Origin of the sequence: Colwellia sp. BRX10-9 (assembly GCF_014077405.1) — a bacterium.
Lineage (GTDB): Bacteria > Pseudomonadota > Gammaproteobacteria > Enterobacterales > Alteromonadaceae > Colwellia_A.
Map to the genome: position 1 here is coordinate 98,267 of NZ_JACGVV010000007.1, position 25,377 is coordinate 123,643.

Genomic DNA, 25,377 nt, shown 5'->3' on the forward strand with positions numbered 1-25,377 from the left:
TATACTTAAGAATTATTTATTTGTTGGTGTACCAAGTCACTGGTTTTTCAAATTGGCTGAGCTTATTTTCAACACCCAGTGTTAAGGCAAATAATGCCATACGTACCAGTACACCATTTTGGGCTTGTCTAAAAATAGCTAGGTTGTCTAAATCATTTAAATCACTATCAAGCTCGTTTGCTTCAGGGCGAGAATCGCGTGGTAAGGGATGCATTATTACAGTATGTTGCTGGCAAAACTGCTGATAAACTTCTCTATTTAAGCTGAAATGACCACGGTACAAATTAGCTTCGTCTTTACTGGCAAAGCGCTCTTGCTGAATGCGCGTTTGATAGATGATATCGCACGATAAATTATGGTCAATTTTATCGGTAACCACAACTTGATGTCCGGCATTGGTTAAAGATGAGATTATACTGTCGGGCATGTTAAGTGCGTCAGGAGATATCATCGTTACTTTCATGTTTTTATATAAGCTGAGTAATTTTGATAATGAATGTACGGTTCTCCCGTGTTTGAGATCACCCATTAAGACAATATTTAAACCGTCTAAAGTTTTGTTATGTGGCGCCATTTCAGATTGCATGGTAAACAAATCAAGTAAGGCTTGTGTTGGGTGTTCATTAGCTCCATCTCCGCCGTTAATAACCGGTACACTACTGCCTTTTGAAAACTCTTCAACTGAATACATCGTGGGATGTCGCATCGCAATAATATCAGAGTAGCCGCTAATAACACGTGCCGTGTCAAAGAGAGATTCACCTTTACTCAACGATGAATTTTCTTGTCCAACGGTCTCACGAACAGCACCACCGAGAAGGTTAAAAGCAGCACCAAAACTGACTCGAGTACGGGTACTGGGCTCGAAGAAAAGATTGTTGAGAATTGCGCCATCCAACACATGACAACGCTTCTTACGCATAGCATAAGGCGCCATTAGTGATGAAACTTCTAAAATACGAGAGATAGCATCGCGATTAAGCTGCGAGACAGAAAGGATATGACTTCCTTCAAACTTCATCATAAAAAGTTACCTAAAATTATAAGACTGCGACTATTTTTGATGCAGGAATATAGCACAATTCAGAAATGTTGAGAATAGATTATCGCTGTTATTCAATTTCTGTGTGTCTAAATCAAAGCGTTCAAATTAATTAATGAAAGCTTCTTATGGGCTATAAACCAGAATATGAGCAAAGATAAGCCATTAGAAAGGTTTTAAATACACCAAATATAATATGGCGAGCAATATAAGGACGGGAAATTCATTAAAAATTCGATAAAATTTTCCTGAACGTACATTTTTATCTTCTTTAAAATCTTTAACTAACTTAAAACAATAACCATGGTAAGCGAGCAGTAAAATCACTAAAGTTATTTTTAAGTGCAACCATTTTGAAGCAATAAACCAAGCGTACCCGTAATAATAAATCAAGGCTATGCCTAAAGACACGGTTAACACAGCGAAAGGTGTTACAAAATATAACAAACGTTTTTCCATACCCTTTAAATGCTCGGCGACTTCAATACTAGAGGTTTCAGCATGATTAACAAACAGGCGTGGTAAATAAAAAACACCAGCAAACCAAGCGACCATAAAAAAAACATGGCAAGCTTTTAACCATAAAAGAGTTGTCATACTGTTGTTTTTCCTTCTAATAAATAACTTCTGATCTGTTCAAAAGTAATAATACCTAAGATCTCATTAGGATCATTATCATAAATATAAACACCACCATCTCGCTGTTCAATCAGGGCTAAATAGGCTTCAGCTAAAGTTGATTGGCTTTGCAAAGGTAGTAGCTGTAATTGTACTATTTCAACGCGCTTAGTGCCTGGCTCGTGTTTTATTTTTAACCATGAAAATGTTGAGTAAGGACTAAGACTTTCTGTTTCAGGTGCTACTTCAATAATAACATGATTTAACAATTCAACATTCTTCAATGCCCTGAAAACTTCCAAAGAACATTCTTGTTGATAAACGCTAATATTTTCCTGTAAAACGCCTAATACACCGATACGCTGCAATGATTTCTCGATGGGAGATTTTCGATATTTGAGACCCTGCTGCTCAAGTTGCATAACAAATACCGATCGGTTGTTGAAAAACTGCCCTGAAAAGACACAGGCAGTGGTGATAACTATCATTGCTGGCACAACAACCTCTAACTGATTTGACAACTCGACTACCGTTAATAATGCGGCAAGGGGAGCGTTTAGTGTTGCTGCTAAGAACCCCGCCATACCCATTAAGGCATAATCACCAGCAAAATTTTCTCCGGGTAGATAACCAGTAGCTAATACTGAAACACAGGTGCCTACAATAGCACCAATACCAATAATAGGACCGATAATACCACCAGGAATACCTAGGCCTAAAGCGGTAATGGTCATCAAGATTTTAGCGAATAAAACCCCAAGTAATAATTGTAAAGGAATATTATTTTCTAAGGCAAACGTTATTACACTTAAGTCTGTGCCCATAGCAAAGGGTACAAAGAAGCCAAGTATGCCAGTAATTAATGCCGCTAACATAATGCGTGGCACAATATGAATCGAGCTCGAATATTTTATAATAAGGACTAAGTATCGGTTAAAGCCATAGGCTAATAACCCAAGTATTAACCCTAATATAATCAAAACAGGGTAATGATGAAAACTGAGGGATATTTTACTAAAATATCCAAATTCATGGGCAGGCCCCAAAAGGCTTCGGGTGATCATTGACCCCGTAATAGAAGCGATCATTACAGGAATAAAAATATGCACTTTGTATTCGCGTAAAATAACTTCCATAACAAATATAACAGCGGCAATGGGGGTATTAAAACAAGCGGAAATACCTGCGGCAATGCCACATGCACAAAGTGTGCGTATGGTATTAAAAGGTAGATTTAACTTGTTACCTAAATAACTGCTACAAGCGGCTCCTAAATGTATAGCAGGTCCTTCTTTTCCAACTGAGAAGCCTGAGGCTAATGCAATCACACTTCCGAAAAATTGATTTAACGTATTGCGAAATGGAATAATGCCATTAGCTACTTTTAGGCGATGTAATACAAAAGGAATGCCGGTGCGTAAATACTGGTAGCCGGTTAGCCAAGCAAAAAATAAAATGACTAATCCGCCTACGATAGGCAAATGGAAACGACTTAAAGCATCTAAGCTGGTATAATTATCTTTTTGGACTAAATAAAAGCTTTGAACTGTCTCAATGCTGTAGGAGAATAGCACAACTAAAAGTGCTGATGCAGTGCCACCTAAAGCGGCTAACAAACAAAGTTGCCAGGAAGTTCTCGGTAAGGCTAAACGTTTTCTAAGTAAAGAGAGCGATATCATAATAATGAAAGGGTGCACCTTTTATTGTTTGAGCCTAAAAATATTTATTAACTCGTTGGATATCATAATACTTTTCAAATGAATTGGTTAGCAAAAATAAATCTAAATACGGTTGTTGTGCGTTTAGGCGCATTTCGTTCCGCCCTTTTACTTCTTCTCGTGATTGTTATCTGTCTTTACAGTGGCTATCGTGTTGGGAATTTTTATCATGGTTATCAAGTTAAAACGTTAGCACAACAGCAAACGCGATTGAGTAAACTTTATGAAAAGAATGTTCAGCAAAATAGTCAGATTAATACCCTTGAAGTAGAGTTAGAAGTTGAACGTATGGCTAATCAGCACTCCCAAGAGCTTTTAAAAAGCATGGAGTCTGAGCATTATGAAGTAAAAAAAGAATTAGCTTTTTATGAAAAAGTGATGGCACCAGAAAAAACCGCTGATGGATTGGCGATTGATCGAATGATGATCCATCCAACAGCCAGCCCACATCATTTTCGTTTTCAAATTGTGTTAATGCAACAGCAAGTACGTAAGCGTTTTGCTAAAGGCTATGTCGATTTTACTTTATTGGGAAGTTTAGATAATAAGCCAAGCGAATTAAAGTTAAGTAATATATCGGTATCTACAAAGAAAGATTTATCCTTTAGTTTTCAATATTTTCAAATTGTTGAAGGTGAGTTCACTCTTCCTGAAAACTTTTTACCCGAAAAATTAGCGTTAGCTGCTATTTTGCCAAAAAATAGATGGCAAAAATATCAGCGAATAGATCAGAGCTATATCTGGAATGATTTATTAAAAAACACTCAATAATGACAAGTGTTTTTTAATTATTCACGCTATTCCTCAGTAAGCTTTTCCATAAGTGCTATAGCAGCAGCTCTGTTAGGAAGTGTACTTTCATTTTCTAACGCAGCCTTTAGATATTTCTTTGCTTCACCCTTGCGATCTAATTGATATAAAGTAACAGCTAAGTGATACTTTATTTCAGCATTGTTGAAATCTTTAACAATAACTTGTCTAAATATAGGTAGTGCCAAATCTGCTTGTTTATTTAGGGTATAAGACCAAGCAAGTGTATCCATTATTGCGACATTATCAGGTAATATCTTGTCTGCTTTTTTTGCATACGTTAATGCCTGAGGGAACTGCTCCAGTTTAATGAATACTTGTGCGGCATTATTCAACAAAATTGGCAGTTCAGAAAACATCTCAATTAAATCTTGGTATTTTTTAGCCGCACTCTGCAGTTGATTTTTTGCGACTAGTGTATCGGCTATTGCTATTTGAGAGGTAATGTCTCTTGGGTTTTCTTTAACCCAAAGGGTCAATAAATCAAGCGCCTTTGAAAATTGTTCTTGTTGTTTGTATACACGATATAAACCATAAACCGCGGGTCGGTTTTGACTTTTTTTCAAGGAAGCTAGAAATATTTTTTCTGCTTCGGCTAGTTTTCCTAATTGTAAGTATAAGTTACCCTCAAGGTTGTTTAAAAAGATAATATTAGTACTTTTTTTGGCTATACGCTTTAAAATATCGAGCGCTAACGTTTCGTTTTTTTGTTGCAGATAAATATCAAACAACTTTAAATGGGAGTCAAGATTTTCAGCATTCCATGAAATTGATCTTTTTAAGCTGAGTGTAGCGCCTTCAAAATCTGATCGTGACAATTGTGCATCAGCAAAAATATTATAAATATTTGATTTATCATTACTATTTTTAACCGCCAATTCGAAAGTACTAAACGCTTTTTGGTATTCTTTATCTGCCATGTATAAATTAGCCAGTGCTAGATAAATACTTCCTGCTTTGTTGTTTTTGTTTAAAAACTCACTGGTTAAGGTTATCGCTTCTTTCAATTGGCCAAGCATAACTTGTATTTCAATAATATTTATTAATGCATTGGGGTTAGTATTATCAACACTGTAGGCTTTTTTGTAGGCTGATAACGCTTCATTATTATTGTTGGTTAGGCGATGTATATTACCTAGCTCAATCAGTAAAAATGAATTGGGTTCTGTTAGTTCAACGATTTTCTTATTTATTTTTGTTATCGCTTTTTCTGGCTGTTGTTCTATAACATCGATTCTTGATAAATGGACAAGTGTCCTAAGGTTGTTAGGGTTTAACTTTAGTGATTGTTCTAGTGATTCTTTTGCTAGTAGGTGCTGTTCTAGTTGACCTAATAAAATACCTTTTTTTAAGTGCAAAACGCTATCATCACTTTGTAAAATTAACGCAAGGTCTAATTGCTCTAGTGCCTGTTCAAACTGATTGTTTTGTTGGAAGGCCTCTGCGAGCAGCACAATAAAACTTATATTAGCATCTATTGATTTTGCTAATTGAAGGTGAGTAATAGCTTGTGGGAACTTTCCTGTTAAAATTTCTAACTTTGCTAACTCAAATAAAGGTTGGGGATCTTCTTTATCACTGTCAATAACATCTTTGAGGTAATCTTCAGCAAGTTGTAGTTCTCCTAATACGGTATAGGTCTGACCAAGAAGCGACCATGTTTCAACGTCGTCAGGGGTTACTAGCTTAGATTTTACTAATAATGTTTTTGCACGAAAGGGATTATTTAATGCGAGTTCAATTTGAGCGGCTAACTTTAACGCTCTTATATCGTCACTAATAATAGCGATATATTTTTGCAAAAAATCTTGAGCCTTTAAATTTTCTTGTTGCTGAAAACTAATCACACCCGCTAAATAAAGATACACGGGATTCTGTTTCATTATATCTTCGGGTAATCCCATTAATACGGTATTGATATGAGCGGTTGTTTTATTAACTTCTTCAGTATTACCTAAGGCACTGTTTGCAATTATCTTTAAATAATTTGCTTTCGGCTCATTGGGGATTTCTGTGATGATTATACCAAGGTCGTTTAAAGCAAGTTGAAAATCACCCAGTTCAATATATAAACTGGCTCGCGTAAGTAACGCAGGAAAATCTTTATTGTTTAGCTCAATAACTTGTGAAATTATTTTTAACGATTCAATCCGATTGCCAGCTTGCTGTTCTATATTAGCAAGCATTGTCAAAGCGATACTGTTTGTTGGCGATGAAGAGAGTGCTTTATCAATATAGGCTCTTGCTTGGAGCATATTTCCATTAAGCAGCTCTACTTGTGCTATGCCTAATTGGGCTTTGATACTACTAGGCATATACTCTAAAGCTTCTTGGAATAAAACTTTTGCTTGCGCTAAGTTATTCATCGCTATAAAAGCACGTCCTTGCAATACGGCAACTTTACTCAGTTGTTGTTTTTGAGTTATAGAAGCCATTGGCGCATTAATTACTTTTTTATATTTTTGCTGTAAAAGATAAGCTTCAAGCATTAACGGCAGTATTTTACTTTCATCGGCATTCTTTTCTTGGGCGTTTTCTAGTTGATTTTCTGCCGAAGCTCCATCACCCATAGCAATATATACTTCGGCGAGTAACACCATAGAAGGTAAATGTTCAGGATCATTTTTTAAGGCATTCTTTAAATGAATAATTGCCGCGTTGAGTTCAGAAAGGTAAAAGCTTGCTAGGGCATCTTCATAAGGTTTATCTGCGTTTTGATCGGGCAAAGCCAGAGCATGCGAACTCAGCAATAAAATTGTGCCGGAGAGTAAGGCTAAAGTCGTTTTTACCAAAGAGGCCATTTAATTATTTCTCTTATGAAAATCAATTGCTAAGGATACTAGGAGTCATTATGAATATCTAGCAGATCTTTAATTGTTTAAGTTGTACATTTAATAGTTGTCGATATTTTTTACACTTTTAGGTAAAATAACCGATATATCAAATAATATAATCCTATGCACTTAAAAATAAAGGGCTTTTTAATCTTGGCTTGAATATTGAATTGTGTGGGGTCAATAAGTAAATAAAATTTATACATAGTCTTGTGTTTTTATTACACATGTTATTTATGCCAGTATTTAGAAGTAGGTTTAAAATATGAAATGTTTAAAATGGATTGCAATCGCTGCACTTTCAGTATCAAGTATTAACGGGTTTGCTGTGGATATCCCGGCGGAAACGATCATGGATAAATATATTGGTGCAGGTTACGATGGCGATATTAATGGTAGTAAGTATAGATATGACATTGATAAGATGGTGGTTTCTCGAGTTGGAACAATACTAAATGTTAATATTTTCACATCATTTTACAATAACATTGGCGATAATGATATTGAGTTAGGTGATTTGTTTATGGCCGCGGACAAAGACCTTAATAACAGCGGAACATCTCCTTGGAATCCAGACGGTGCTCTGCCAAACACGGGTGATAGATATTCTAAAACGGATACTAATACGGGTACAAACTGGAACTATGTTTATGACCTTGGCAGTTCACGTAATAATAAATCAGGTACAGGTGACTTGAGAACAGGGTTTTCTAACAACAACTTAATCGTTTCATCAGATGAACATCGAAATGCCCGTTACAATCAAGCTGTTCGGTCTGGTAATGATGGTACAACTATTACATCTTCAGATTGGTCTGTTGGCGGTCGTTCTTATAAAATAGGAAATGTTGGTTATGGTAAAGTTAGTTTTTCGTTTGATGTTGCCAATACTGCATTAGCGACAGCTAATCAAATTGCCTTTCGCTGGGCAATGACCTGTGCTAACGACATTATTGAAGGTGTAGCTTCTTTTGCTCCTCCTAAAGATACTATTGCAGTGCCAGAGCCACAAACATTTGTATTAATGTTACTTGCTATGTTTGGTCTTATTTACCGTAGAAAAATAACTCACTAATTGACCGTTAGCTACTGACCCGTTAGTGGTTTAATTAATGCGCTATATTTAATTATATAGCGCATTTTTTGTATATATTTAAGATGAAATTTTTCTTCTTGCTGATAAATTTTACTATCTCAGACAATACTTGACTAAATTAGTCAAGTTTAAGATAATACACGCGAGACACTCCCGTAACATCTTTGTAAGTAGAGCAATATGTCAACTCCCGAATTACCAATAAAATTTTCCGATGCCGCCGCAAATAAAGTATTATCTTTGATCACAGAAGAAGAAAATCCGGAATTGAAATTACGTGTTTATGTAACAGGTGGTGGTTGCTCAGGGTTTTCATATGGATTTACTTTTGATGAAAAAGTAAATGACGGTGACATGACTATTGTGAAAAAAGGCGTCACTATGGTTATTGATCCTATGAGTTTACAATATTTAGTTGACGGCGAAGTTGACTATATTGAAGGTTTAGAAGGTAGTAGATTTTTAGTACATAACCCAAACGCTTCATCAACCTGTGGTTGTGGATCTTCTTTCTCAATCTAATTCTCTTTAGTTACATTGCGATTAACAAAAAGCCAGCGAAATATCACTGGCTTTTTTGTGCTTTTTTTTCAGCTACGGCCATTCTTTTATTTAAAAAGTTTTTTAAATTAGGCATGCTATTACACCTGATACTGCCGCCAAGCAAGGTTGACATCGCTTTTAGCGCACTATTAAATTTACTGCTATTACAATCTACCTCTTTAATTTTTGCTTTCGCTGGGGCTAACTGATCATACGTTGTGATGGATTGGCCAACGGTACTCTTCTTGGTTAGGTATTTAGTTAAGCTGTCGTTTGCAGCGTTTTCACGGGCTTGGTTATCTAAACGTTGCTTAAGCTTCTCCAGTGACGTTTGACTCATTTTTTTACTTGATGTTTTACTCTCCAACACGTTTTTATCAATTGGCTGTTTAGATAACTTTGCAGGCTGTATCTTCCTATTATTGGTTTTTTCTAACCATTCATTACTTCTTTTTTTTTCATCTGTTGGCATGGTTTCTTTAATGGCTAGCGGTTCCTTGCTGGAAGTAAGAATCGCTTTTTTCCTTAACCGTAAAGGAAAATATAGGCGAGCTTGAATAATAGGGTTAACCGAATCGTTATTTTTTACTGCGCTAAGTGGAACTGTTGATAACCCTTGTGTAAAAATGATCAGTACAGCTATATGCAAGATAATCGAGAAGGTCAGTCCTTTGCTTAATTTATTCAAATGTAATCCTCCTTGTTTACTTTATATTTAGCGCTGTAGTATTGAGCTATAAATCTTTTAAAAGTTCAGTATTCGCTTAATTAGGGCTCAATGGTTTTAATAAAGATAGTTTGCCACTTTTTTAAGGCGAACCTATTTGCATGTCGGCGCAAGATTCTTGATACTGAATTAATTCTACAATCAATAATATCTATAAAAGGGAATATAATGCTTAAAGTGCCTTTTCAATCTGTAATAAAAACGCTTGTTTTCAGTAGTACTTTGTTAGCTTTATCAAGTTCAGCGGCAACACTGACTGAATCAGAAACTAAGCAACTGACACAATTAAAAAATACTGCTCTGCAATCTAATTTGTCCTATCAAGTCTTAGAATCTTTAACCACGGAAGTGGGGCATCGATTAATGGGTTCAGAAGGTGATAGAAAAGCTGTCATTTGGGCGCAAGCTAAAATGAACGCTTTAGGCTTTGATAAAGTGTGGACAGAAGAAGTCACGGGTACTTTTTGGCAACGTGGTGAAGCACAAGCGAAAATAATCTCGCCTTATCCTCATAAGGTCGTCGCCATTGCTCTTGGTGGCAGTATTGCTACCAGTGAAGAAGGGTTGATTGGAGATGTTGCACATTTTGAAACCTTAGCTGACTTAATCGCGGCACCAGATAACAGTTTAGATGGAAAAATTGCATTTGTTTCTTATCAAATGGAAGAGCATATCGACGGTAACGGCTATGGTCCAGCCGTAGGTACGCGTGTGGGTGGGGCAGTTATAGCCGCTAAAAAAGGGGCCTCAGCATTAATTATGCGTTCTGTAGGTACAGACAATAACCGTATAGCTCATACCGGCATTATGCGTTATGAGGCTGGCGTGAAAAAAATTCCTGCGGCTGCGCTTTCAAATCCTGACGCAGACTTACTTGTTAATCAATTAAAGCGTAATAAACCGGTTAGCTTTTATCTAAAATTAACCAGCCATACAGATGCTAAAATAACAGCTGTTTCTGCCAATGTCATTGGTGAAATAACCGGTAGCGAATTTCCTGATGAAATTGTCTCAATTGGAGCCCACCTTGACAGCTGGGATGTCGGTACCGGTGCATTAGATGATGGCATGGGTGTTGCTATGATGCTTGCCTCTGCTCATCACATTGCTCAATTACCTATACGTCCAAAGCGCACTATACGCGTCATTCTTTTTGCAGCTGAAGAAGTGGGTTTATTAGGTGCAAAAAAATATATGGAGGTCCATGAAAAAAATATGGATAATCATATCATTGGCGCTGAATGGGACTTTGGTGTTGGTCAAATTTATAAAATGACTTCGGGTGTTGGTAAAGAGTCATTAACGGCAATTAACGACCTTGCTAAGCATCTTGCGCCATTAGGCGTTGAATTATCAAACGATAATAATGCACAAGCACAATCAGATATGAGTGTGATGAGCGCTGCGGGTATGCCAAGCATGAATTTTGCACCTGATGGTACCAAGTACTTTGATTATCACCACACAGAGAACGATACCTTGGACAAGGTGAACCCTGAAGACTTAAAGCAAGCAACAGCGGTTTACACCCTATTTGCTTATTTTTCAGCCCAGTCAGGAATTAACTTTAGAAAATAATATGAGGAGTCGTGAAAAGTTAAGGCTGATTTTTCGCGACTCATTATTCATCACTTCGTAAATATAATCCCTTATTCTTTTTATTTAGCTCACCGACACCTGCTCTTCTATTCGTACAAGTATAAGAAACATTTATTGTTTTCTTGATTTTATTAGAACTATAAACTTAACTTTTAATAAATATACTTACTCATAGTCAACAGAAGACGTTCTCTAAAGTGCTCCACGAGAGTAAATGAATAGTACCTTCACTGTGCCTTATTTTCAGTTTTATTAAAAAAGGTGAATTAATCTTTGGTGTTTACTCGCGTTAATGCTGGTAAAGTAATAGGTGGCTACAGCCATTTATTATGAAATTACTAAAAACGTATCCAGCTAATCACCTTATGATTTATAATAAGTTGAACTTAGCCTAGCGATTGAATAACAACAGACTTTCTTGTGGAGTGTATGCTTGATAAGCACTTCTAGCAGATTTAGAGCATTGTGTAGAACGGAGTCTAGTCATTGAGTTTCATTTAAGCTCAACTTAAGAAAATGCTAATGTAAAAGTAGTTAAAAATTTTTGAAGGCCCGTAGGGCTTATTATTTGAGTATTTTAACAATGTACGGTGCATCGTACGCCATTTACGATTAGGATAAATATGAAGTTTTTTAAAGAATTACCTATATTTCATAAAATATTAGCAATACTAGCGATTGCAATTTTGAGCTTTGTTATTAATTTACTTATTAACATTACTGCCATCTCTAAAAACCAAATTTTATTACAAAAAATTCAAAATACTACGATTCATTTGGTTAACTTAACCAGTGAAAATGTCAGTACTTGGCAACGTGTAGATGAGCTCTACAACCAGAGTGTCTCTTTTGGTGATGAAGAGTTAGTTGATCAAGCTAGTCAGTTAGTTACGGTGTTAACCGGTAATTTAACGCGTATTGATTCACTTGAACCCTCATTTTCCGATACTTCTACTCTGGTCTCATTAAGCAACGAGTATAATGACATCGCGCGAAATATTTCAGTAGGATTTATCAAGGAAGAAATAGATTTTCAATTGGCCTCAACAAAGACCAGTATTGATAATAAAGCAGATATTTACCAAAAGGTTACTGACCGCTTAGCCCAGGAAAAAGAAAAGGCGGCTAAAGTATTTAATACCTTGGTTGAAGAAACAGTGGCTAACTCTAGTGACTCAAGAGATTTAAGTATTTTAGTCGGTATTTTACTTTTGGTTATGATGTCACTATTGAGTATCGTCATCGCACGTTCAATTAGTCATTCAGTATTAAATATTGATGCTTCTTTAAAAGAACTGGCAGAAGGTGATGGTGATTTAACCAACCAGATTGAAGTCATGAGTCAGGATGAGTTAGGCAGTGTTGTTAAGAACTTTAATGCTTTTACTCAGTTACTAAGAGGTATTGTTTCAGATGTCATTGATGTTGTGCCACCCCTTACCAAAAGTGCTGAACAATTGGCTGAAAAGGTACGTGATGTTGATGCTAATGTACAAAGCCAAGCAGAAGTGGCTGAAATAACAAAACAATCTATGGTTGAAATGCAATTTAGTGTTACTGATATTGCTAAGTCTGCCGCAGAAGCCGCAAATGCTGCAGGTTCTGGAGAAGCAGAAGTTAATCGAGGCATGGAGAATGTTCAGCGTTCTTTACTTATCTCAGGTGAATTAGTCTATGAAATTGGTAATGCAGCGGATGTGGTTGATAGGCTCGCTAAAGACTCGCAGAACATGAATAAAATTCTTGATGTTATTAATGGAATCGCCGAACAGACAAATTTATTAGCGTTAAATGCTGCCATTGAAGCGGCTCGAGCGGGCGAGCAAGGCCGAGGCTTTGCTGTAGTTGCTGATGAAGTTAGAAGTTTAGCTTCGAGAACAGCGTTATCTACTACTGAGATTCGTGGTTTACTAGATAAGCTCATTTCAGCGGCTGACCAATCGGTAAGTACCATGGGATTAGCGCGAGAAAAAGCAAATACCAATGAGGAAATATCACTTGCCGTTGATAAATCTTTAACAAATATAAAAGAACAAATCGGTCATATTAGTTCAATGAACAGCCAAATTGCTACGGCAACAGAAGAGCAATCTTGCGTTGCTGAGACCGTTGTTAATAATATAGAGCAGATGTATAACAGTTTTGGAGCGACTCAAACGGCGATCGAAGAGATTGGTAATGTGGCTCATTTAGTTGATAAAAATGCCATTCAATTACAGAAGGCAACATCGAAGTTTAAGGTTTAAGACCTTTACCCTTCCATTAAAAGAAATTCGATGATTTTGTTCATATCTAGATCAAAATCATCGGCTCTTACCCCTCGAACAATAAAGTCTTCATTGTCGGATAAATTTATATCTTCAGCCATTACGTAACGGCCATCTAGAGAATTATAGAATGAACGCACATTAGGATTGATTGGATCGCCATCATTTCTGCTTTCGACAATAGCCAGTTTATTGGAACTCAATTCGACTAATGAACCAACAGGATAAATACCCATACACTTGATAAATAAGTCGACTAAACGCTGATCTAAATGCTCTTTTTGCGCCAAACTTCGTAAAATACTAAATGCTTTTATATGGCTATAACCCTCTTTATAACAACGGTTGGCGGTTAGGGCATCAAAAATGTCACAAATGGCAATCATCCGACCATATTTCGTGATTTTTTCTTTAGGGATGTTATAAGGGTAGCCAGTGCCGTCGAGCTTCTCATGGTGGAGTGCAGCAACTTCAAGACTCAATTCGGAAATACCCGGTGTCGACTCTATTATTTTTATCGAATGGTTTACGTGGCTTTTCATAATGGTAAATTCAGCTTCTGTTAACTTACCCGGTTTATTTAAAATGCTATCTGGGATATTAATTTTACCGACATCATGTAAAAAAGCACCAACTGAAAGTAACTGAATTATTTTTTTGTCTATTTTTAAAAAGCGCGCAAAAATCGTCATTAATACAGAAACCGATACTGAATGCTCGAGTAAGTACTCATCTTTTTTCCTGATATTGATCACACAGGCTAAGGCATCCGCATTTTTAAATACGGTATCAATGGTTTTATTCGTTATTTCAATAACGGGTGTTAAGTTTATATTTCGTCCTTGTTGAGCATCTGAAAATACTTGCCGTTGAATCTCTTTTGATTGATTAAAGAGTTTTTTCGCTTTGCTTATCTCTAAGATAATGGGGGATTTATTACTTGCTGGTAAGGGCGTCTCTTTTATACGACCAACAATATTATTATCGGCATCGAAGGTGAGTGTTTTGCTGGTATCAATTAATAAACTTTCGACGCCCCTGCTACGCAAATTACCTATAACCTTGATATTTTTTATATGGCCAGGGGTTGTTAAGCTGTAAGCGCCTCGTTGTTTGGCGATATCAACCACATAATGCCCTTTTAATAATCCTGAAATTTCAATTTCAACAATCATAAATAATATACTCGTTAAACTAGCAGCTGTTTTCTATTATTCTTTAGTTGATATAAATGGGTATCCGCCTCTTTTAGCAGTTCGTCCATCGAACGTTTACCATCACTTGCTGCTACCCCACAGGTTATTGTAACGGGTAAAACTGCTTGTTGATAAGGCATAGGGTTTTTGATAAAAAACTCGCTTAAACGTTTTGCTGCTAGTTCTGCTTCTTGGTATTTTTGGCTTGCCAATACCACAACAAATTCATCGCCTGCAAAACGAAAACAGCGGTCATTTTCTCTTATTAATCCTTGTAAATTTGTCGCTATATAAGCCAGTACTCTATCACCACAATCATGACCGTATCGGTCATTAACTTGTTTGAAATCATCACAATCAACAAATAATAGTGAAAAGGGAACGCCATACCTTTGCTGTCGTACTAACTCCTCAGCAATAAAAATTTCCATTAAACGACGGTTGGCAACACCGGTTAAGCGATCATAATGTGCCATGTATTCAAGTTGCTCTCGAATGAGCACATTGGATAAGCACAAACTTACTTTAGTAGCGAGTTGCTCTAAATGAAAGGTGCCGAGTATATTACTAAAGCGACTTTTATCTCTATCAGAAAACAATAGGCTACCAAAAAGTTGCCCTTCTAGTATTAAGGGAATAAGCGCAATAGATTGTGCTTCTATAAGTAATTCAGGAGGTATAACAGCAGGTAAATTATCTAAATCATTCGTTAGGAAAGGTTTACTGTCATGATGAAAAGCTTTTAGCTGCTCTAAAGATATTTTGTTACTATGTCGTTGTTGCCAATTCGATTGCAATCGTTCATTGAATAAATAGCTGATCGGTGTTGGTTCAACCAAAAGTAAAGTAATTGAAGTGATATCAAATTTTTGTTGTATTGAGTTCAACAAACGTTGGATAAGTTCTTCACAAGATTTACTTTCAAGTACTTCTTTTTCTATTTTAAATAGCTTTAGTGCAATGTTTTCATTAGCTTTTGAGTTGGCGATTAGTTGCTCAATTTCTAATTCTGACATAATCATTTCTTGTTTTATGAAACCGTTTTAATTGTGTTCTTTTCAGAGCTATTGTGCAAGGGCTTAGTCAGGTCCCCTTTGTTAATCGCTATATTTACTAAAACATCACTTTTAAACGCTAAGGTAGTTGAGATAATGGTATTAATATTGCTTAACCTTTAATCGTTGATAAGAGAGGCTGTTGGCAACAAAAAAATGTCAGTCTTTATTACTTAACCTTTTTTATGTTCAGCCGATAATAAGTTAATGCTTATATATTTTTTTGAATTTTTGGATTGTCATTTATGCGATTTTTATTAGTAATTTTAGCGTTGTTATTTTTTATAAGTAATACCTGCTATGGTCAAAAACTTGAAGCAGTGCAAATTTATACAGATAACCAGCTTTTGGGTTTGATTAAAGAGAATAAACATTTGGGGCAAGTTGTGCTCGACGAATGTCAGCTTGTACAAGACATTGAAGCACGAGCCACTAAATCAGAATACCCTTCGTACCAATTTCTTTGGGGGGATATGCTAGCGTATGGTGTCTGTGTTAAAAAAGATGTGCCGCTTGGACTTCACTTTATGAAAAATGCTGCAGACCAAGCTTTGCCTGAGGCACTTGAACAACTGGGGCGTTACTACCATACCGGTAAATTTATGCAGGTTGATGTAGAAAAAGCAATGTTTTATCTCAAAGAAGCCGCGGCAGTAAATAATTTAAAAGCACAGATCCGTTTAGCGGATATTTATGCACAAGGCTATGGTAGTCCATTAGACTACCCAGAGTTATATACACAACTTCATCACTCAGTTACCGATGATAAAAAAATTCATCAGCAAATTGCAAAAATATTATCAGCATTGGCAGATAAAATGCCAGAGCATGTTGTTAATTCAGCCAAAGAAGGTAAATTTTAAGCTGTTTTTCATGTGATGACATTTTTTATCGCATTACTCTCTTAATGGCTTTAGCTAATAAATTCATTAATTAACATATGCCTAACCGATTTATATTGCGTTATTAAAATTTAAAAAAGCATCATCATTCGATAAAATTAATGTCTATCGACAGCGTTTTTAATTACCACTTAAAACCAACGCTTTGAATGGTAACGGGTATAGGTATATAATTGCTGTATTAACACATTAATCGAGTTTATCCCCTGAAAGATCCTCATCAAAAACGCGAAGCACAAAAATACGACAATCCAGTGGCGAGTCGAGAATTACTATTATCAGTAATAGAAAACTCTGCTGTGCCACTTAATTTTAAAGCGATATGCAAAGCTTTGAATTATCATGATGAAACGCATCATGTTGGCGTAAAGAGACGTTTGCGTGCTATGGAAAATGCAGGTCAGCTTGTTTTTAATAAACTTAAGCAATATGTCATTCCTGCCAAAAATAGTTTGATCACGGGTAAAGTTACCGGTCATCGTGATGGTTTTGGCTTTTTTATACCTGACATTGCTAAAGGTGAGAAGCCAGGCAAAGATTTTTATATTTCATCTCATGAAATGCAACGTGTATTCCATGGTGATATTGTTAGCGCTATTTTAGTGGATCGTACCGATCGTAAAGGCCGACAAGAAATTAAAATAATTGAAGTCATTGAACCGCGTAAAGCCGGTATTGTTGGCCGTTTCTATGTTGAACATGGTATCGCTTATATTGTTCCAGACGATGCGCGTATTAAACAAGATATTTTGATTGAACCCGAAAGCAAGCTTGGTGCACGCCACGGACAAATGGTGGTGGTCAATGTTCTGCATCGCCCATCAAAACGCAATAATGCCGTAGGTGAAGTGATTGAAGTCTTAGGTGACCATTTAGCACCAGGCATGGAAATTGACATTGCTCTACGTGAGCATGATTTACCGCACGAATGGTCGGCTAGCGTTATTGAAGAAGTTGCAACAATAGCAGACGAAGTCGAAGACGAAGCAAAAATTTCACGAGTTGATTTACGTGACTTACCGCTAGTTACTATAGATGGCGAAGACGCCAGAGATTTTGATGATGCTGTTTACTGTCAGCCTGAAGAATCCGGTGGCTGGCGTTTATGGGTGGCTATAGCCGACGTAAGTTACTACGTACGTAATGGTACAGCGCTTGATGATGAAGCTATATCTCGTGGTAATTCGGTGTATTTCCCGAGCCAAGTTATTCCTATGTTACCGGAAAAACTATCTAACGGTTTATGTTCATTAAACCCTGATGTTGACCGTTTATGTATGGTTTGTGAAATGACTATCAGTGCGTCAGGTGAGTTGTCGGGTAGTAAGTTCTACTCTGCGGTTATGCGCTCACATGCTCGTTTTACTTATAGTAAAGTAGCAGCAATTCTATCGGGTGAAGACGCAACCGAAAAGGCAGCGTTGCGCGAACAATATCAGCCATTAGTCGGCGATTTAGAAAATTTATATCAAATGTATTTAGCATTAAAGACCTCGCGAACTAATCGTGGTGCCATTGCCTTTGAAACCTCCGAGTCTCTATTTTTGTTTAATAGTGATCGTAAAATAGAATCGATTGTGCCGCTTATTCGTAACGATGCGCATAAAATCATTGAAGAATGTATGGTTTTAGCGAATGTGGCAACGGCAAAATTTGTAGAAAAACACCAAATGCCGGGCTTATTCCGTGTTCATGACAAACCGAGTGAAGATAAGTATAAAAACTTTGTCAGTTATTTAACTGAACTCGGCATATCCTTGCCAACACGAGAGCAACCTGAACCTGCTGATTACGCTAATATTTTAAACCATGTTCAAGGTCGTCCAGACCAAGAGTTGATCCAAACCATGTTGCTGCGCTCTATGCGCCAAGCAGTTTATCAAAGTGAAAATTTAGGACATTTTGGTTTAGCACTCGAGTCTTATAGTCATTTTACTTCGCCAATTCGTCGTTATCCAGATTTGGTTATTCATCGAGTGATTAAAGCGATTCTGGCAAAGCAAGCACAAAGCGCTAACGAAAGTAATGAAGCGAATGCCGGATTTTACCAATACTCACCTGAAGAAGTTATTGAACTAGGAGAGCATTGTTCAATGACCGAACGTCGTGCTGATGATGCGACTCGTGATGTTGCTGATTGGTTGAAATGCGAATTTATGCAAGATCACGTTGGTGATACTTTCACCGGTGTTATTTCAACCGTTACTAATTTTGGTCTATTTGTACGCTTAACCGATTTACATATCGAAGGCTTAATTCATATAACCTCTTTAGGGCATGACTATTATCACTTTGATGATGTTCGCATGTGTTTGAGCGGTGAACGTTCGGGCACTAAATATCGTATTGGTGATGTTTTAGAAGTTAATGTTGCCGCAGTAAACTTAGATGAGAAAAAAATAGATCTCGTTTTGTCGGGTGAACAAGCCCCGAAAAGTAGTGGTAAACCTGATGGTAAATCGAAAGCTAAAAGTACAGGGCTGAGAAAAAACGCCGATCAGGGCTTTAATAGGCCCAAGGGAACTAGCGACAAAGGAGCGCCTAAAAAGCCAAAAGACAAGAAAACAGAAAAATCAAAAGCTAAAAAGCGTACCGCACGAAAAAAACGTCCAGGTAAAAATGCTCGTAAAACGGCTGAGTAATATCGGTTAAAAAGTCGTAACGATTAACGTTCGACCGATACGTAATGAAGCTCGATATAGAGTAATTAAAGAAGAAGTTGAAAAGAGAATAACATGGCAAAACAAGACGAATTAGTATTTGGCATTCATGCTGTTAATGAATTAATTAAACGTGCTCCAGAACGCTTTATTGAGCTTTTTTTATTAAAAGGTCGTGAAGATGAACGGTTAATGACGATCATTAATTTGTCAAAAAAGTATGACATATCCACCCAGCTTGTTAGCCGTAAGGTCCTTGATGAAAAAAGTGATGGCGAACAGCATCAAGGCGTCTTAGCACGTATTACTCAAGGAAAAACTTACACCGAAAATGATCTCGTTGATATTCTAGCCCAAGCCAAACAAAAAGATGAAACACCCTTTTTATTAATTCTTGATGGTGTCACCGATCCTCATAATCTTGGTGCGTGTCTTAGAAATGCAGATGCGGCCGGTGTACAGGCTATTATTGTTCCAAAAGATAATGCGGCCCGCTTAACAGCAACAGTGCGTAAGGTTGCTGTTGGTGCAGCTGAAACCGTGCCATTGGTACAAGTGACAAATTTAGTACGTACGATGAAACAGTTGCAAGACAATGGTGTTTGGATTATTGGTACAGCAGGAGAAACGGATCATTGTTTGTACGATGAGAAATTAGCTGGCCCAATGGCATTAGTGATGGGCGCAGAAGGCAAAGGTATGCGTCGATTAACCCGTGAAAACTGTGATCAATTAGTTAAATTACCTATGGCTGGCAGTGTTTCAAGTTTAAATGTTTCTGTTGCTACCGGCATTTGTTTGTTTGAAATAGTACGCCAACGCCGTTAATGCTTACCTACATTTATGGTAGTTAAGTTGCTCCACAGCTTTAAACCTCAATAAAATCATCAAAGAAGTCATTTTCTTGGTGATTTTTTTGTTTATTGCCCTGTATCCTTATATTTATCTTGCCTTCGCTGCTTATATTTACTACACTTCGCGACCTTAATTCAGCCCGAACTTTTTGTTCCTTGCCTCTTTCTGGTGTTTGGCTGAGCCAGCTAATGAGGCTACAACCGTAAGGAGCTCGTAATGCGTCATTACGAAATCGTATTTATGGTTCACCCTGATCAGAGTGAACAAGTACCTGGCATGATCCAGCGCTATACAGACTTGATCAATGCTGCTGAAGGCAAAGTCCACCGTCTTGAAGACTGGGGCCGTCGCCAATTAGCATACCCAATCAATAAATTGCACAAAGCACACTATGTTTTATTAAACATTGAAGCGCCACAAGCAGTTATTGATGAGCTTGAAACAGCTTTCCGTTACAATGATGTTGTTATTCGTAACATGATCATGCGTACTAAAGACGCAGTAACAGAAGCGTCAGCAATGGCTGCTGCTAAAGAAGAACGTCGCGACGATCGCCGCGAAGTTAAGAAAGATGCTCCAGCTGTTACAGAAGCACCAGTTGCTACTGAAACTACAGAAGAAGCTGCGAGCGAATAAGTAACTCGTGACAAACTCTCTTTATGAGAATTGCCTTGTGTTGGTAGGTGAAGTGGTAAAACCACCGAAAAAATCAACAAGCCCTGCAGGTATTCAGCATTGTCAGTTTTCAATGGACCATAAGTCCATACAAAATGAAGCTGGCATGAACCGACAAGCATTTGTCCGGATACAGGTTGTCGCAACAGGTGAGCTGTCACAAAACTTAACTCGTGATTTAATTGCGGGCAGTAAGCTCAAAGTGACTGGTTTTATAAACCGTCATGAATCAAGAAATGGTAACCCACTTCTTGTCTTACATGCTCAACATATTGAAATGATTAATTAAGGTGGTTTTTTTGGTTGGTTAATCTACCCAATAAAAACACCATATTTAGGAGAAATCCATGTCTCGTTTTTTTAGACGTCGTAAGTTCTGCCGCTTCACAGCGGAAGGTGCTACCTCTATCGATTATAAAGATATTGCTACACTGAAAAACTATATCACTGAAAGTGGTAAAATCGTTCCTAGCCGTATTACTGGTACTGCCGCTAAATATCAACGTCAACTTGGTCGTGCGATCAAGCGTGCTCGTTACTTAGCTTTATTACCATATACTGATTTACATAAGTAACCTAAAAAGGGGTTTTGAAAATGGAAGTAATACTTCTTGATAAAATCGCCAAATTAGGCGGCCTTGGTGACAAGGTATCAGTTAAATCTGGTTATGCACGTAACTTCTTATTACCGCAAGGTAAAGCAGTTTTTGCATCTGAAGCTAACGTTGAACATTTTGAAGCACGTCGTGCTGAAATTGAAACAGCATTAGCAGCAACTTTAAAAGCTGCTGAAGCTAAAGCTGCTAAAATCGTTGAATTGGCTGAAATCACTATCGCATCATCTGCGGGTGAAGAAGGCAAATTATTCGGTTCTATCGGTACTAAAGATATTGCTGATGCAATTACTGAAGCAGGCGTTGAAGTAGCGAAAGCTCAAGTGCGTATGCCTTTAGGTACAATCCGTGAAACGGGTGAATTCGAAATCGCAATTCACTTACACAACGATGTTGATACTAACATTAAAGTTGTTGTTATCGCTGAAGCTTAATTTAGTTCGCTAAATTACGTTGATAAAATACCGTTATTTCTTTTTAAGAATAGCGGTATTTTTTTGCCTATTGTTTCCGATAGTATAAATATTTATGCCTGTAAATTATCACTGTAAAATAATTCCCCTCTAAAATATCATCAAAAAGTAGGCATATTCCAGTCGTTAGCGTTAAGTAAACCTCGTTCAATTAAACCGCCAATACCTTGTAAACCACCAGTATGTAATAAGACGAGGCGATGTCCTTTAGGAAAGTACTGCTGATCTATTAGGTCTAATAACGCTAAAATCATTTTTCCTGAGTATACAGGTTCAAAAATGAAACCTGTTTGTTGGCTAAAGCTTAATATTTTTTCCACATCTTCTTTACTAAATTTAGCATAACCGCCACGGTGAAATTCTGGCATTATTTGCCAATTATTGAAATGTAGATTATCACCGAGCAGGCTATTTACTTGTTCTGTTAAGTAACCATCTTGCTTTAATACGCCAATCCCTAAAAGATTATGCTGATTATTATCTGCTTTTATAAGTCCGGCTAATGTACCACCACTACCGACAGGCGTTACTAAAGTATCAAATTCACATTGTTGATTTAATTCAGTTATTACTTCGCCAACGCCAGCTAATGCTAAGGTGTTACTGCCGCCTTCAGGCACAATTAAATAGCCAGGGTATGTGAGTTGTAATTGATCTAAGTACTCCTTGTTTTCACGAAGTCGATAGGATTTTCTGTCAACAAAGTGCAGTTCCATGCCCCATTGTTGCGCCATCGAGAGGGTGAAATTACTCGCATATTCTTTTTCACCACGAATAATGCCGATACTTTTTAACCCCTGCTGATGGCAAGCAAAGGCGAGGGCGTGAATATGATTAGAAAAACTACCACCAAAACTTATCACACCAATATAGTTATGTGCTTGGGCGTGGCGTAAGTTAAATTTTAATTTACGCCATTTGTTGCCAGATATTATCGGATGAATAATGTCGTCTCGTTTGATCGAAACAGAGAGTTGATGCTTCTCAAATAAAGGATGGATGATTTTCTGTAAAGGAGATTCTGTTTTCATAAAAGGTAATGTTATTCTTTACTTAAATATAACTACTCGATAAAAAACTTGCGCCTTCAATGGAATAGGGGATAATGATTTATAGACATCTGACTATAAATAATAATATTGATAAATGTCACTTATTAAAAAAATAAATAATTTTTTCTCCAAAGTTGAGTCCAAAGACTTGTTAGGTGTAAGTTTACATCAGCATTCTTTTGCCTTTTTTTCCTGTCCAGAGCAGGGAGAATCTCAGTTTCAACAAATTAACTCGCCATTGGCAGAGCATCCTCAACAGATTAAAATTCAAAAAGAAAAATATCAGTTGCAAGGGCAATGTCATCTAGTGCTGGCTTCATCACAAACCCAAATATTGCAAGTCGACAAACCCAATATTCCCGATAATGAATTAAACGCCGCTTTAAAATGGCAGATTAAAGATCTCGTTAACCATTCTCCAGAAGATATGGTACTCGATTATTTTGACGGTCCAACACTTTCTGGTGGCAATGAAAAAATAAACGTTGTTTGTGCTTCTAAAAAGGAATTATTAGCCTTAATTGGTCCACTTAATCAAGATGGGCTAATATTGAAGACGATTACTACCGAAGAATTCGCCTTTGCCAGTTTATTGCCAGTGAAAGATGATGCCTGTTTAATGGTATGTCAGCAACCTAACGAAGAAATAATTTTATTGATCGTTAAGCAAGGCAAAGTATTCTTCTCTCGTCGTTTACGTGGTTTTGCTCATATTGCAACCAAAACAGAAGAAGAGTTATCGTTTGGCATTGTTGATAATTTAAACCTTGAAATTCAACGCTCAACTGACTATTTTGAACGTCAATTAAAACAAGCACCTATACGCAGTATTGAAGTTATTGTGCCGATGGCTAATGAGGCGTTACTTGCACGTAAATTGGCTGAAAACACCAATGTTGCTGTGAACTTATTCACCATGCCTGAAGGTTTTAACCATGCACGAGAGTTTGCGGTAAGCTTAGGAGCAACAAAATTGAATAATATGGAGCCAATAAAATAATGGCAAAAAATTCAATTAATTTACTACAACAAGACTTATTGCCTAAACAAGTGCTGGTGACTTTACCCCGCGTTGTTATGCTTTGGTGTTTAACTCTCGTCTTTATGTTGTCTTGGACTTTTTTCAACCTTTATCAAGTAACTGAATTGACGGCTAAGTACGTAGCGCTTTCTCAAATAAAAACTAATCAAGATAACCAACTTGCTCAACTAGAAAATAAGCTCAAAGCGAACAGGGCAGACGTGACAGTGCTTGAAGAACTAGCAATGTTGAAACTTGTTTTGAAAAATAAAAGTGTGCTACTGAATGAATTAACTGACCGCACTCATACTTCGGTGGCAGGTTTTGCCTCATCGATGACAGAACTGTCTTTAATGCATCATAAAGACATTAGTTTGCAGCATGTTAATATTACTTATCAAGATTTAACGTTTTCTGGTGTGGCGCGAACGCCAGAAGCGGTACCCGCATGGTTAGCTAAATTTGAAACATCAAAGTTTTTATCAGGTAAATCATTTATTAATTTTTCTCTTAACGAAAATGAGCAAAAGCTTACCGAATTTTTAGTTAGTTCTAAATCAAAGACCGGAGGCGCCGATGAATAAACAATGGCAAGCGTATAGTGAAAAATATTTAACGATTACTCCTCGTGAACAATATATGGTGTTATTAACTGGGTTAGTTGCCATTATATTTATTATTCATAACTTCTTTATTGATGATAACGCGCTAAAGATTGTTAAGCTTGATAAGCAAATTATACAAGTGAACAACGACAATCGAACAGCGAAAGCTTCTATATTAATTTTTGAAGAAGGCTTGTCAAAAGATCCTAACGAATCATTAAATAAGCAAATCTCACAATATAAAGATAAATTAAATAAGGTTGATGTAAATTTATTAAAACTTACCTCAGACTTAATAGACCCTGTTCAAATGCGTTACGCGTTAATGCAGTTATTAAAAACCCAGAAAGGTGTTTCTTTACAATCATTTCAAGTTATTGCTGCACAGCCGATGAACATCGCTAGTACAGCGACTGCGGTTACCGGTGATGGCACTAAAACGGTTGTCGTTAACTCTGACCAGCCAGAATTGATACTTTATCGTCATGCGATAAAAATTAAACTCAGCGGTAGTTACTTTCAATTACGTGACTACTTAACACAGCTGGAAGCATTATCTTGGAAGTTTTTTTGGCAAGAGTTTACTTACCAGCTAAAAGAATACCCAGTGAGTGAGTTAGAAATAGAAATGTACAGCTTAAGTACTAAACGGGAGTTTATAGGTGTTTAAAATCTTAACTTTCAACAGTATTTTTTTTATAATTTTGCTGACTTCTATTGTGGTTAACGCTCAAGATGTTGACCCAACTAAACCGCTTTCAGGTACTGATTTTTCATCAATGAGCAAAGCTCAAACGACACCGAAAGCAGAATTAATATTAGAAAGTATTATTCATGGTGTAGAAGTACACACAGCTGTTATTAATGGCCAAGTGTTAAAAATAGGTGATTTTATTCGCCAGTATGAATTAGTAGCTGTGAACAATACCAGCGTGGTCTTACGTTCAGCAGAGAAACGCTTAAAGCTCAGTGTTTTTTCTAGTGTCGTGGTTAAATCAAAATGAAAAGATATGAT

General features: G+C 36.9%; 24 protein-coding genes. 16 read left to right on the forward strand and 8 right to left on the reverse strand.

Annotation, left to right across the window (positions count from 1 at the left end):
* Positions 1–16 precede the first annotated feature (16 nt).
* From H4J69_RS06400 to H4J69_RS06410, 3 genes are all read right to left on the reverse strand, one after another.
* The gene (locus H4J69_RS06400; RefSeq protein ID WP_197517584.1) at positions 17–1,024 is read right to left on the reverse strand and encodes an aspartate carbamoyltransferase; all 1,008 of its coding nucleotides are present in this window, start codon (positions 1,022–1,024) and stop codon (positions 17–19) included.
* Positions 1,025–1,207: 183 nt separating this feature from the next.
* Positions 1,208–1,639, reverse strand: a complete 432-nt coding sequence (locus H4J69_RS06405) for a CopD family protein (RefSeq protein WP_182215583.1) — start codon at positions 1,637–1,639, stop codon at positions 1,208–1,210.
* Entirely contained in the window at positions 1,636–3,276 is a 1,641-nt protein-coding gene (locus tag H4J69_RS06410) for a chloride channel protein (protein ID WP_259366373.1), read from the reverse strand. Before H4J69_RS06410 ends, H4J69_RS06405 begins: the two co-directional genes overlap by 4 nt.
* Before the next feature lie 141 nt (positions 3,277–3,417).
* Here H4J69_RS06410 and H4J69_RS06415 point away from each other — a divergent pair, with 141 nt between their 5' ends.
* The gene (locus H4J69_RS06415) at positions 3,418–4,149 is read left to right on the forward strand and encodes a DUF6776 family protein (protein WP_182221285.1); all 732 of its coding nucleotides are present in this window, start codon (positions 3,418–3,420) and stop codon (positions 4,147–4,149) included.
* Positions 4,150–4,175: 26 nt separating this feature from the next.
* Here H4J69_RS06415 and prsT read toward each other — a convergent pair whose 3' ends face one another.
* A complete protein-coding gene (gene prsT / locus H4J69_RS06420) occupies positions 4,176–6,989 on the reverse strand; it encodes an XrtA/PEP-CTERM system TPR-repeat protein PrsT (RefSeq protein WP_182251928.1) in 2,814 nt (937 codons plus the stop codon).
* A gap of 298 nt (positions 6,990–7,287) precedes the next feature.
* On the opposite strand from prsT, the gene H4J69_RS06425 reads away from it, so the two are divergent.
* A complete protein-coding gene (locus H4J69_RS06425) occupies positions 7,288–8,097 on the forward strand; it encodes a PEP-CTERM sorting domain-containing protein (protein ID WP_182215576.1) in 810 nt (269 codons plus the stop codon).
* A 201-nt stretch (positions 8,098–8,298) separates the two neighbouring features.
* Positions 8,299–8,640 (forward strand): iron-sulfur cluster insertion protein ErpA, encoded by a 342-nt coding sequence (gene erpA / locus H4J69_RS06430; protein ID WP_070375537.1) that lies wholly within the window; start codon positions 8,299–8,301, stop codon positions 8,638–8,640.
* Positions 8,641–8,683: 43 nt separating this feature from the next.
* Here the strand turns inward: erpA and H4J69_RS06435 are convergent, their stop codons facing one another.
* Positions 8,684–9,349 carry a hypothetical protein gene (locus H4J69_RS06435; RefSeq protein WP_182244123.1) on the reverse strand — a complete coding sequence of 222 codons (666 nt, stop codon included), beginning with the start codon at positions 9,347–9,349 and terminating at the stop codon, positions 8,684–8,686.
* Between the two features lie 207 nt (positions 9,350–9,556).
* On the opposite strand from H4J69_RS06435, the gene H4J69_RS06440 reads away from it, so the two are divergent.
* Together H4J69_RS06440 and H4J69_RS06445 are read left to right on the forward strand one after the other, a co-directional pair.
* A complete protein-coding gene (locus H4J69_RS06440; RefSeq protein ID WP_220467854.1) occupies positions 9,557–10,966 on the forward strand; it encodes a M20/M25/M40 family metallo-hydrolase in 1,410 nt (469 codons plus the stop codon).
* 644 nt (positions 10,967–11,610) lie between these two features.
* The gene (locus tag H4J69_RS06445) at positions 11,611–13,233 is read left to right on the forward strand and encodes a methyl-accepting chemotaxis protein (RefSeq protein WP_182244122.1); all 1,623 of its coding nucleotides are present in this window, start codon (positions 11,611–11,613) and stop codon (positions 13,231–13,233) included.
* 5 nt (positions 13,234–13,238) lie between these two features.
* On the opposite strand, the gene H4J69_RS06450 is transcribed toward H4J69_RS06445, so the two are convergent.
* Positions 13,239–14,429 (reverse strand): HD-GYP domain-containing protein, encoded by a 1,191-nt coding sequence (locus H4J69_RS06450; protein ID WP_182221281.1) that lies wholly within the window; start codon positions 14,427–14,429, stop codon positions 13,239–13,241.
* Positions 14,430–14,443: 14 nt separating this feature from the next.
* Positions 14,444–15,466 (reverse strand): DUF484 family protein, encoded by a 1,023-nt coding sequence (locus H4J69_RS06455; protein ID WP_182244121.1) that lies wholly within the window; start codon positions 15,464–15,466, stop codon positions 14,444–14,446.
* Between the two features lie 284 nt (positions 15,467–15,750).
* Between H4J69_RS06455 and H4J69_RS06460 the strand changes: the two genes are divergently transcribed.
* The 7 genes from H4J69_RS06460 to rplI all read left to right on the forward strand — a co-directional run bounded on the left by H4J69_RS06460 (position 15,751) and on the right by rplI (position 21,645).
* On the forward strand, positions 15,751–16,368 hold the full coding sequence (locus H4J69_RS06460) for a tetratricopeptide repeat protein (protein WP_182221279.1): 618 nt from the start codon (positions 15,751–15,753) through the stop codon (positions 16,366–16,368).
* 293 nt (positions 16,369–16,661) lie between these two features.
* Entirely contained in the window at positions 16,662–19,049 is a 2,388-nt protein-coding gene (rnr, locus tag H4J69_RS06465) for a ribonuclease R (protein ID WP_404842628.1), read from the forward strand.
* Between the two features lie 93 nt (positions 19,050–19,142).
* Positions 19,143–19,895: a 23S rRNA (guanosine(2251)-2'-O)-methyltransferase RlmB gene (gene rlmB, locus H4J69_RS06470; protein ID WP_070375544.1), complete on the forward strand. Its 753-nt coding sequence runs from the start codon at positions 19,143–19,145 to the stop codon at positions 19,893–19,895.
* 243 nt (positions 19,896–20,138) lie between these two features.
* Complete coding sequence (gene rpsF / locus H4J69_RS06475; RefSeq protein WP_070375545.1) at positions 20,139–20,558, forward strand: 30S ribosomal protein S6; 420 nt, start codon at positions 20,139–20,141, stop codon at positions 20,556–20,558.
* 37 nt (positions 20,559–20,595) lie between these two features.
* Positions 20,596–20,886, forward strand: a complete 291-nt coding sequence (gene priB, locus H4J69_RS06480; protein WP_083277989.1) for a primosomal replication protein N — start codon at positions 20,596–20,598, stop codon at positions 20,884–20,886.
* 58 nt (positions 20,887–20,944) lie between these two features.
* Positions 20,945–21,172, forward strand: coding sequence for a 30S ribosomal protein S18 (gene rpsR / locus H4J69_RS06485; protein ID WP_070375547.1), 228 nt, complete (start codon positions 20,945–20,947; stop codon positions 21,170–21,172).
* A 20-nt stretch (positions 21,173–21,192) separates the two neighbouring features.
* Positions 21,193–21,645 carry a 50S ribosomal protein L9 gene (gene rplI, locus H4J69_RS06490; protein ID WP_182175428.1) on the forward strand — a complete coding sequence of 151 codons (453 nt, stop codon included), beginning with the start codon at positions 21,193–21,195 and terminating at the stop codon, positions 21,643–21,645.
* A gap of 140 nt (positions 21,646–21,785) precedes the next feature.
* Here rplI and H4J69_RS06495 read toward each other — a convergent pair whose 3' ends face one another.
* Positions 21,786–22,715, reverse strand: a complete 930-nt coding sequence (locus H4J69_RS06495) for a 1-aminocyclopropane-1-carboxylate deaminase/D-cysteine desulfhydrase (protein WP_182244120.1) — start codon at positions 22,713–22,715, stop codon at positions 21,786–21,788.
* Positions 22,716–22,830: 115 nt separating this feature from the next.
* On the opposite strand from H4J69_RS06495, the gene H4J69_RS06500 reads away from it, so the two are divergent.
* The 4 genes from H4J69_RS06500 to H4J69_RS06515 are packed head-to-tail and all read left to right on the forward strand — an operon-like array spanning position 22,831 to position 25,366.
* Positions 22,831–23,736: an MSHA biogenesis protein MshI gene (locus H4J69_RS06500; RefSeq protein WP_182244119.1), complete on the forward strand. Its 906-nt coding sequence runs from the start codon at positions 22,831–22,833 to the stop codon at positions 23,734–23,736.
* Entirely contained in the window at positions 23,736–24,341 is a 606-nt protein-coding gene (locus H4J69_RS06505) for a PilN domain-containing protein (RefSeq protein WP_182244118.1), read from the forward strand. The genes H4J69_RS06500 and H4J69_RS06505 overlap by 1 nt, the downstream gene beginning before the upstream one ends.
* On the forward strand, positions 24,334–25,032 hold the full coding sequence (locus H4J69_RS06510; protein WP_182244117.1) for a hypothetical protein: 699 nt from the start codon (positions 24,334–24,336) through the stop codon (positions 25,030–25,032). Before H4J69_RS06505 ends, H4J69_RS06510 begins: the two co-directional genes overlap by 8 nt.
* On the forward strand, positions 25,025–25,366 hold the full coding sequence (locus H4J69_RS06515) for a hypothetical protein (protein ID WP_182215557.1): 342 nt from the start codon (positions 25,025–25,027) through the stop codon (positions 25,364–25,366). Before H4J69_RS06510 ends, H4J69_RS06515 begins: the two co-directional genes overlap by 8 nt.
* Positions 25,367–25,377: the final 11 nt, after the last annotated feature.

Bases quoted from the DNA above. Each gene is read 5' to 3' on its own strand.
- rlmB (WP_070375544.1), top strand. From the start codon at position 19,143: ATGGCAAAACAAGACGAATTAGTATTTGGCATTCATGCTGTTAATGAA.
- H4J69_RS06500 (WP_182244119.1), top strand. From the start codon at position 22,831: ATGTCACTTATTAAAAAAATAAATAATTTTTTCTCCAAAGTTGAGTCC.
- rpsF (WP_070375545.1), top strand. From the start codon at position 20,139: ATGCGTCATTACGAAATCGTATTTATGGTTCACCCTGATCAGAGTGAA.
- H4J69_RS06505 (WP_182244118.1), top strand. From the start codon at position 23,736: ATGGCAAAAAATTCAATTAATTTACTACAACAAGACTTATTGCCTAAA.
- H4J69_RS06460 (WP_182221279.1), top strand. From the start codon at position 15,751: ATGCGATTTTTATTAGTAATTTTAGCGTTGTTATTTTTTATAAGTAAT.
- H4J69_RS06415 (WP_182221285.1), top strand. From the start codon at position 3,418: ATGAATTGGTTAGCAAAAATAAATCTAAATACGGTTGTTGTGCGTTTA.
- erpA (WP_070375537.1), top strand. From the start codon at position 8,299: ATGTCAACTCCCGAATTACCAATAAAATTTTCCGATGCCGCCGCAAAT.
- H4J69_RS06455 (WP_182244121.1), bottom strand. From the start codon at position 15,466: ATGTCAGAATTAGAAATTGAGCAACTAATCGCCAACTCAAAAGCTAAT.
- H4J69_RS06510 (WP_182244117.1), top strand. From the start codon at position 24,334: ATGAATAAACAATGGCAAGCGTATAGTGAAAAATATTTAACGATTACT.
- H4J69_RS06440 (WP_220467854.1), top strand. From the start codon at position 9,557: ATGCTTAAAGTGCCTTTTCAATCTGTAATAAAAACGCTTGTTTTCAGT.
- H4J69_RS06495 (WP_182244120.1), bottom strand. From the start codon at position 22,715: ATGAAAACAGAATCTCCTTTACAGAAAATCATCCATCCTTTATTTGAG.
- prsT (WP_182251928.1), bottom strand. From the start codon at position 6,989: ATGGCCTCTTTGGTAAAAACGACTTTAGCCTTACTCTCCGGCACAATT.
- rpsR (WP_070375547.1), top strand. From the start codon at position 20,945: ATGTCTCGTTTTTTTAGACGTCGTAAGTTCTGCCGCTTCACAGCGGAA.
- H4J69_RS06450 (WP_182221281.1), bottom strand. From the start codon at position 14,429: ATGATTGTTGAAATTGAAATTTCAGGATTATTAAAAGGGCATTATGTG.
- H4J69_RS06400 (WP_197517584.1), bottom strand. From the start codon at position 1,024: ATGATGAAGTTTGAAGGAAGTCATATCCTTTCTGTCTCGCAGCTTAAT.
- H4J69_RS06425 (WP_182215576.1), top strand. From the start codon at position 7,288: ATGAAATGTTTAAAATGGATTGCAATCGCTGCACTTTCAGTATCAAGT.
- H4J69_RS06405 (WP_182215583.1), bottom strand. From the start codon at position 1,639: ATGACAACTCTTTTATGGTTAAAAGCTTGCCATGTTTTTTTTATGGTC.
- rplI (WP_182175428.1), top strand. From the start codon at position 21,193: ATGGAAGTAATACTTCTTGATAAAATCGCCAAATTAGGCGGCCTTGGT.
- H4J69_RS06445 (WP_182244122.1), top strand. From the start codon at position 11,611: ATGAAGTTTTTTAAAGAATTACCTATATTTCATAAAATATTAGCAATA.